Here is a 7,491-nt window from a genome sequence, read left to right as displayed (position 1 = left end):
AAGGTCGCGGTGTCGATCTTCGGGCGCTCCACTCCGGTGGAACTGGAATACGGTCAGGTCGAAAAGATCTGATCAGGCGTTTGGACAATCGTTTGTTCGGACACCAGAACGGCGGGCCGGTTGGCTCGCCGTCAGCATTGCGCGGGAGGCTCGCCATGGCCGTACCGCGCACCCTGCAAGCCTGAGGGGCTTGCGACTTGGTCCTTCACGGACCATTTGAAGAGGTGAGAGATGGCAAAGAAGATTATCGGTTACATCAAGCTTCAGGTGCCGGCCGGCAAGGCCAACCCGTCGCCGCCGATCGGTCCGGCGCTCGGTCAGCGCGGCCTGAACATCATGGAATTCTGCAAGGCGTTCAACGCGCGGACCGCGGACCTGGAGGTCGGCATGCCGATCCCGGTCGTGATCACCGCGTTCGGCGACCGGACCTTCACCTTCGTCACGAAGACCCCGCCGGCGACCTACTTCATCAAGAAGGCGGCCGGCATCGCCAAGGGTTCGCAGACGACGGGCAAGGGCTTCATCGGCCAGATCTCGATGGACCAGATCCGCGAGATCGCGAAGACCAAGATGGTCGACCTCAACGCCAACGACGTTGAAGGCGCATCGAGGATGTTGGCGGGCTCTGCCCGTTCCATGGGTCTGGAAGTGGTGGAGTAAAAACCATGGCACGCATCGGCAAGCGCCTCAAGAACGCCTACCAGGGCATCGACCGCGACGGCTTCCTTCCGCTGGAAGAGGGCCTGCGCCTGATCAAGTCCAAGGCGACCGCCAAGTTCGACGAGACGATCGAAGTCGCGATGAACCTGGGCATCGACCCCCGCCACGCCGACCAGATGGTCCGCGGCATGGTCACGCTGCCGAACGGCACCGGCAAGACCGTCCGCGTCGCCGTCTTCGCCCGCGCCAACAAGGCTGAGGAAGCCCTGGCGGCCGGCGCCGATATCGTCGGCGCGGAAGATCTGGCCGAGAAGATCCAGGCCGGCGAAATGAACTTCGACCGCTGCATCGCCACCCCGGACATGATGGCCGTGGTCGGCAAGCTCGGCAAGATCCTCGGGCCGCGCGGCCTGATGCCGAACCCGAAGCTGGGCACCGTGACCCCGAACGTCACCGAAGCGGTCAAGGCCGCCAAGGGTGGTTCGGTCGAGTTCCGCGCCGAGAAGACCGGTATCGTGCATGCCGGCGTCGGCAAGGCGAGCTTTACCGAAGAAGCGCTGCTGGAGAACATCCGGGCCTTCGTCGGCGCCATCAACCGCGCGAAGCCGACGGGCGCCAAGGGTCAGTACATCGAGAAGATCTCGCTCAGCTCGACCATGGGTCCGGGCGTGAAGCTGGACATCTCGACGGTGTCGACCGCCGCCTCCTCTCAGGCCGGCGCGTAAGGAATATGGCTTCGGTCCGGGCAACCGGACCCTTGCCGTAAGGGTGGTGTCCGCACCGCCCGCCCTGTCCGAGACTGCAGGCGTCGGTTCGCCGACCTAAGATTCGCCTGCATAGACGGGAGTTGCAACCGATTGCCGGCCGGGCACAATCCCGGCCATAAGTGACGGCTTGAACTTCTGGGACAGGTAAACCGGAGCCGATCCCCGGCTGATTTGGGGAGCGGTTCCAAATGTCTGCACCGGTGCGGAAAGTCCCGTTGGGACGGAACGCACCATTAGCAACGGAGACGATCCGTGGACCGCACTCAAAAAGAAGTGACGGTCGCGGCGTTGCATGCTGCTCTGCAAGAAACCGGTCTCGTCGTCGTCACCCAGCAAAGCGGGATGACGGTTGCCGAGGTCACGGATCTGCGGCGCAAGATGCGCGCGGCGGGCGCCAGCTTCAAAGTGACGAAAAACCGGCTCGCTCGCATCGCCCTCAAGGGCACGCAGTTCGAAGGTTTGGACGGGTTGTTCAAGGGGCCGACCGCGGTCGCCTACTCGAAGGACCCGGTCGCGGCCGCCAAGGTGGCCGCCGACTATGCCAAGGGCAACGACAAGTTCAAGATTGTCGGCGGCTCTCTCGGCACCCAGAACCTCGACGTCGAAGGTGTCAAGGCGCTCGCGTCCTTGCCGTCGCTCGACGAACTGCGTGGCAAGCTCCTGGGCATGATCCAGACCCCCGCGACCCGTATCGCAGGGATCCTTCAAGCTCCGGGCGCCCAGTTGGCCCGCGTTCTCGCGGCTCACGCCGCAAAGGACGATTCGGCTACCGAACAGGGCGAGGCGGCTTAAAGCCACCTCCCGATCTGATAGAAGTTCAAGCACACAACGGAGTTCAAAATGGCTGATCTGGCCAAACTGGTTGACGACCTGTCCGCTCTGACCGTTATCGAAGCCGCCGAGCTGTCGAAGCTGCTGGAAGAGAAGTGGGGCGTCTCCGCCGCCGCTCCCGCCGCCGCCGCTGCTCCGGCCGCCGCCGCCGCTGCTGCTCCGGTCGAAGAACAGACCGAGTTCAACGTGATCCTGACCGCCGCCGGCGAGAAGAAGATCAACGTGATTAAGGAAGTCCGCGCCATCACCGGCCTGGGCCTGAAGGAAGCCAAAGACCTGGTCGAAGGCGCTCCGAAGGCCGTCAAGGAAGCCGTGTCGAAGGACGAGGCCGCCAAGATCAAAAAGCAGCTTGAAGAAGCGGGTGCGACGGTCGATATTAAGTAAGACCGTCTTGCTGAACGACAGAGTTCATATTCAAGCGCTGGACGACGGCCTGCTCCTCGAAAGGGGAGCATGCCGTCGAACGGCGTTGTATGCATTTTCTGGCGGAAGCCGTATGGCGCACGGCGTACTCTGTGCGCCATGTGGCGGCGGACATGACAAACTATCCGGTGCGCAACCTTCCGAAGGAAGTTCGGAATGGATGCGGCACCGATTCGCGTCCCTTTGGGACGCACAAATCGGATGAGTCTACGAGGGGCATCCATGGCCAAATCCTTTACGGGACGTAAGCGTGTTCGCAAGAGCTTCGGGAGGATCCCCGAGGTAACCCGCATGCCAAACCTCATCGAGGTGCAGCGGAGCTCCTACGATCACTTCCTTCAGATGGACGTCCCGCCCGAGCGCCGCTCCAACGTTGGCTTGCAGGAGGTGTTCCGGTCCGTTTTCCCGATCAAGGACTTCTCCGACCGCGCCGTGCTCGACTTCGTCCGCTACGAGCTGGAGCAGCCGAAATACGACGTGGAAGAGTGCCAGCAGCGCGGCATGACGTTCGCCGCTCCGCTGAAAGTCACTCTGCGCCTGAGCGTCTTCGACGTCGAAGAGGAAACCGGGCTCCGGTCGATCCGCGACATCAAGGAGCAGGACGTCTACATGGGCGACATGCCCCTGATGACGGCCAACGGCACTTTCGTGATCAACGGCACCGAGCGCGTCATCGTCAGTCAGATGCACCGCAGCCCCGGCGTCTTCTTCGATCATGACAAGGGCAAGACCCACAGCTCCGGCAAGTATCTGTTCGCCGCCCGCGTCATTCCTTATCGGGGATCGTGGCTGGACTTCGAATTCGATGCCAAGGACCTCGTGTTCGTCCGCATCGACCGCCGCCGCAAGCTGCCCGCCACCACGCTGCTGTTCGCTCTGGACGGCGCGGAGACTGCTGCCCTGCGCGAGGAGCGCGGACCCCAGGGCCTTCAGCCCTACGAAGCCCAGGGCATGTCGAAGGAGGAGATCCTCAACACCTTCTACGACAGCATCGTCTACGAGCGGACAGCCAATGGCTGGAAGACCCCGTTCAATCCCGATCGCATGAAGGGCGTCAAGCTCGTCGGCGACCTGATCGATGCCAAGACCGGCAGCGTGATGGCCGAGGCCGGCACCAAGATCACGCCACGTCTGGCGCGCAAGCTGATCGAGCAGGGTCTCGAGGAGCAGCTCGTCGCGACGGAAGAGCTGGCCGGCCGCTATCTGGCTGCCGACCTGATCAACGAGCAGACCGGCGAAGTGTACCATGAGGCCGGTGACGAACTGGCGCTGACCGACATCGAGAAGCTGGAGAAGAGCGGGGTCACCTCCATCCCCGTGCTGGCGATCGACCACATCAACGTCGGCTCGTATATCCGCAACACGATGGCCGCCGACCGCAACGCGTCCCGCGAAGACGCGCTGATCGACATCTACCGCGTGATGCGTCCGGGCGAGCCGCCGACCCTCGAGTCCGCCGAAGCGCTGTTCAACGGCCTGTTCTTCGATCAGGAGCGTTACGACCTCTCGGCCGTCGGCCGCGTCAAGATGAACGCCCGCCTGGGCTTCAAGACCGACGATCAGGTGCGTGTGCTCCGCAAGGAGGACATCCTGGCCATCCTCAAGGTCCTGGTGGAACTGAAGGACGGCCGGGGCGAGATCGACGACATCGACCATCTCGGCAACCGCCGCGTCCGGTCGGTCGGCGAGCTGATGGAGAACCAGTACCGCGTCGGCCTGCTCCGCATGGAGCGCGCCATCCGCGAGCGCATGTCGTCGGTCGAGATCGACACGGTGATGCCGCACGACCTGATCAACGCGAAGCCGGCGGCTGCCGCCGTTCGCGAGTTCTTCGGGTCGTCGCAGCTCTCCCAGTTCATGGACCAGACCAACCCGCTGTCGGAAATCACCCACAAGCGGCGTCTCTCGGCTCTCGGGCCGGGCGGTCTGACCCGTGAGCGCGCGGGCTTCGAAGTCCGCGACGTTCATCCGACCCACTACGGCCGCATCTGCCCGATCGAAACGCCGGAAGGCCCGAACATCGGTCTGATCAACTCGCTGGCGACTTATGCCCGCGTCAACCAGTACGGCTTCATCGAAAGCCCGTACCGGAAGGTCGTGGACAGCAAGGTGACGGACGAGGTGGTCTACCTGTCCGCGATGGAGGAAGGCCGCTACACGGTCGCTCAGGCAAATGCCGAGCTGAACGAGGACGGCAGCTTCGTCGAGGATCTGGTGTCCTGCCGTCAGGGCGGCGAATACCTGATGTTCCGCCCCGAGGCGATCAGCCTGATCGACGTGTCGCCGAAGCAGCTGGTGTCGGTCGCGGCGGCTCTGATCCCGTTCCTCGAGAACGACGACGCGAACCGCGCGCTGATGGGCTCCAACATGCAGCGGCAGGCCGTGCCGCTGATCCAGTCGGATGCCCCGCTGGTCGGCACCGGGATGGAAGCGACCGTCGCCCGGGATTCGGGTGTCGCGATCGCGGCCCGCCGTTCCGGCGTGGTCGACCAGATCGACGCGACCCGTATCGTGATCCGCGCCACCGAGGAGACCAATACGGCCGCCCCCGGTGTCGATATCTACAACCTGCTGAAGTTCCAGCGGTCGAACCAGAACACCTGCATCACCCAGCGTCCGCTGGTGCGTGTCGGTGACCGGGTACAGGCCGGCGACATCATCGCCGACGGCCCGTCCACCCAGTTCGGCGAGCTGGCCCTGGGCCGGAACGTGCTCGTCGCGTTCATGCCCTGGAACGGCTACAACTTCGAAGACTCGATCCTGATTTCCGAGCGGATCGTGAGCGACGACGTCTTCACCTCGATCCATATCGAGGAGTTCGAGGTCATGGCCCGCGATACCAAGCTGGGCCAGGAGGAAATCACCCGCGACATCCCCAACGTCGGCGAAGAGGCTCTGAAGAACCTCGACGAGGCGGGCATCGTCTATATCGGTGCCGAGGTGAAGCCGGGCGACATCCTGGTCGGCAAGGTCACGCCGAAGGGCGAAAGCCCGATGACCCCGGAAGAGAAGCTGCTGCGCGCCATCTTCCGCGAAAAGGCCTCCGACGTGCGCGACACGTCGCTGCGTCTGCCGCCCGGCGTTGCCGGCACCATCGTCGAGGTTCGCGTCTTCTCCCGCCGCGGCGTGGACAAGGACGAGCGCGCGATGGCGATCGAACGGTCGGAAATCGAGCGTCTGGCCAAGGACCGCGATGACGAGCGCAAGATCCTGGAGCGCAGCTTCTTCGGTCGCCTGCGCGAGCTGCTGATCGGCCAGAAGTCGGTCAGCGGTCCCCGCGGATTCCGCACCGGCGTCGAGATCACCGAAGCCGATCTTTCGCCCCTGACCGGCGGCCAGACCCGCCAGATCAGTGTCGAGAACGAACAGGTGATGGAGACCATCGAGCAGGTCAGCAAGGTGTTCGACGACTCGATCGACGCCCTTCAGGCCCGGTTCGAGAACAAGGTCGAGAAGCTCCAGCGGGGCGACGAGCTGCCGCCGGGCGTGATGAAGATGGTCAAGGTCTTCGTCGCGGTTAAGCGCAAGCTCCAGCCTGGCGACAAGATGGCCGGCCGGCATGGCAACAAGGGCGTGATCTCCAAGATCATCCCCAAGGAAGACATGCCGTTCCTTGAAGACGGCCGTCAGGTCGACATCGTTCTGAACCCGCTGGGCGTGCCGTCGCGCATGAACGTCGGTCAGATCCTGGAGACTCATCTGGGTTGGGCGGCGGCCGGTCTCGGACGCCAGATCGAACAGATGCTCGCGGCTTATCGTTCGGCGACCAAGAAGGGAGCCGAGGAAAAGGCCACGACGGCGATCACCGAGTTGAAGGACAAGCTGAAGGCCGTCTACGGCAAGGCCTACGACACCGATGTCGCGGACCTGTCGGAGAAGGAGATGCTCGAGCTTGCCGGCAACCTGCGGATCGGCGTCCCGTTCGCGACCCCCGTCTTCGACGGCGCGCGGGAAGAGGACATCTGCCGCATGCTGGAGATGGCCGGTCTCGACCGGTCGGGCCAGAGCACGCTGATCGACGGACGGACGGGCGAGGCCTTCGACCGAAAGGTGACGGTCGGCTACATCTACATGCTGAAGCTGCACCATCTGGTGGACGATAAGATCCACGCCCGGTCGATCGGCCCGTACAGCCTGGTTACCCAGCAGCCGCTGGGCGGCAAGGCGCAGTTCGGCGGACAGCGTTTCGGTGAGATGGAGGTCTGGGCGCTCGAAGCCTACGGCGCCGCCTACACCTTGCAGGAGATGCTGACCGTGAAATCGGACGACGTGTCCGGCCGTACCAAGGTCTACGAGGCGATCGTCCGCGGCGACGACAACTTCGAAGCCGGTATTCCGGAGTCGTTCAACGTGCTGGTCAAGGAACTGCGTTCACTCGGCTTGAATGTCGAGCTGAACCAACGGGCCTACTGATCTCGGTAGGTCAGGGCGGTCGCGGCTTCGGCTGCTTCCGCCCATGCCTGCGGGATCCATTCCCGCATGGTTGCTGTTCGCTAAAATAATCCGACGGCGGATGTTCTGATTTCATTCCGTCGCTCTCAGCCGGTCCTTTAGACCGGCCCCGCTCAGGGGAGTGGTTCATGAACGAGTTGATGAATATTTTCGGCCAGGTCCAGGGCCCGCAGAGCTTCGATCAGATTCGCATCTCGATCGCAAGCCCGGAGCGGATCAGGTCCTGGTCGTTCGGCGAGATCAAGAAGCCGGAGACCATCAACTACCGTACCTTTAAACCGGAGCGCGACGGACTGTTCTGCGCCCGGATCTTCGGTCCGATCAAGGACTACGAGTGCTTGTGCGGCAAGTACAAGCG

Annotated in this window: 6 protein-coding genes and 1 pseudogene; all 7 read left to right on the top strand. The window is 63.5% G+C overall.

Annotated elements, in window-relative coordinates; translation table 11 throughout:
• Positions 1–72 (top strand): annotated as a pseudogene (locus tag AC5JJ6_RS33210) (transcription termination/antitermination protein NusG); the annotation flags it as partial.
• Between the two features lie 159 nt (positions 73–231).
• On the top strand, positions 232–660 hold the full coding sequence (gene rplK, locus AC5JJ6_RS33205; protein ID WP_044433523.1) for a 50S ribosomal protein L11: 429 nt from the start codon (positions 232–234) through the stop codon (positions 658–660).
• A gap of 5 nt (positions 661–665) precedes the next feature.
• Positions 666–1,385, top strand: a complete 720-nt coding sequence (rplA, locus tag AC5JJ6_RS33200) for a 50S ribosomal protein L1 (protein WP_496046139.1) — start codon at positions 666–668, stop codon at positions 1,383–1,385.
• A 294-nt stretch (positions 1,386–1,679) separates the two neighbouring features.
• Positions 1,680–2,219 (top strand): 50S ribosomal protein L10, encoded by a 540-nt coding sequence (gene rplJ, locus AC5JJ6_RS33195; protein WP_496046138.1) that lies wholly within the window; start codon positions 1,680–1,682, stop codon positions 2,217–2,219.
• A gap of 48 nt (positions 2,220–2,267) precedes the next feature.
• Complete coding sequence (gene rplL / locus AC5JJ6_RS33190; RefSeq protein WP_496046137.1) at positions 2,268–2,642, top strand: 50S ribosomal protein L7/L12; 375 nt, start codon at positions 2,268–2,270, stop codon at positions 2,640–2,642.
• Between the two features lie 261 nt (positions 2,643–2,903).
• A complete protein-coding gene (gene rpoB, locus AC5JJ6_RS33185; RefSeq protein ID WP_496046136.1) occupies positions 2,904–7,094 on the top strand; it encodes a DNA-directed RNA polymerase subunit beta in 4,191 nt (1,396 codons plus the stop codon).
• Positions 7,095–7,261: 167 nt separating this feature from the next.
• A partial coding sequence (locus AC5JJ6_RS33180; protein ID WP_496046135.1) for a hypothetical protein occupies positions 7,262–7,491 on the top strand: 230 nt, incomplete at its 3' end.

This window comes from Skermanella sp., from assembly GCF_059503625.1.
Note: the sequence above shows the minus strand (reverse complement) of the source record. Positions and strands in the feature narration are given on the sequence as shown.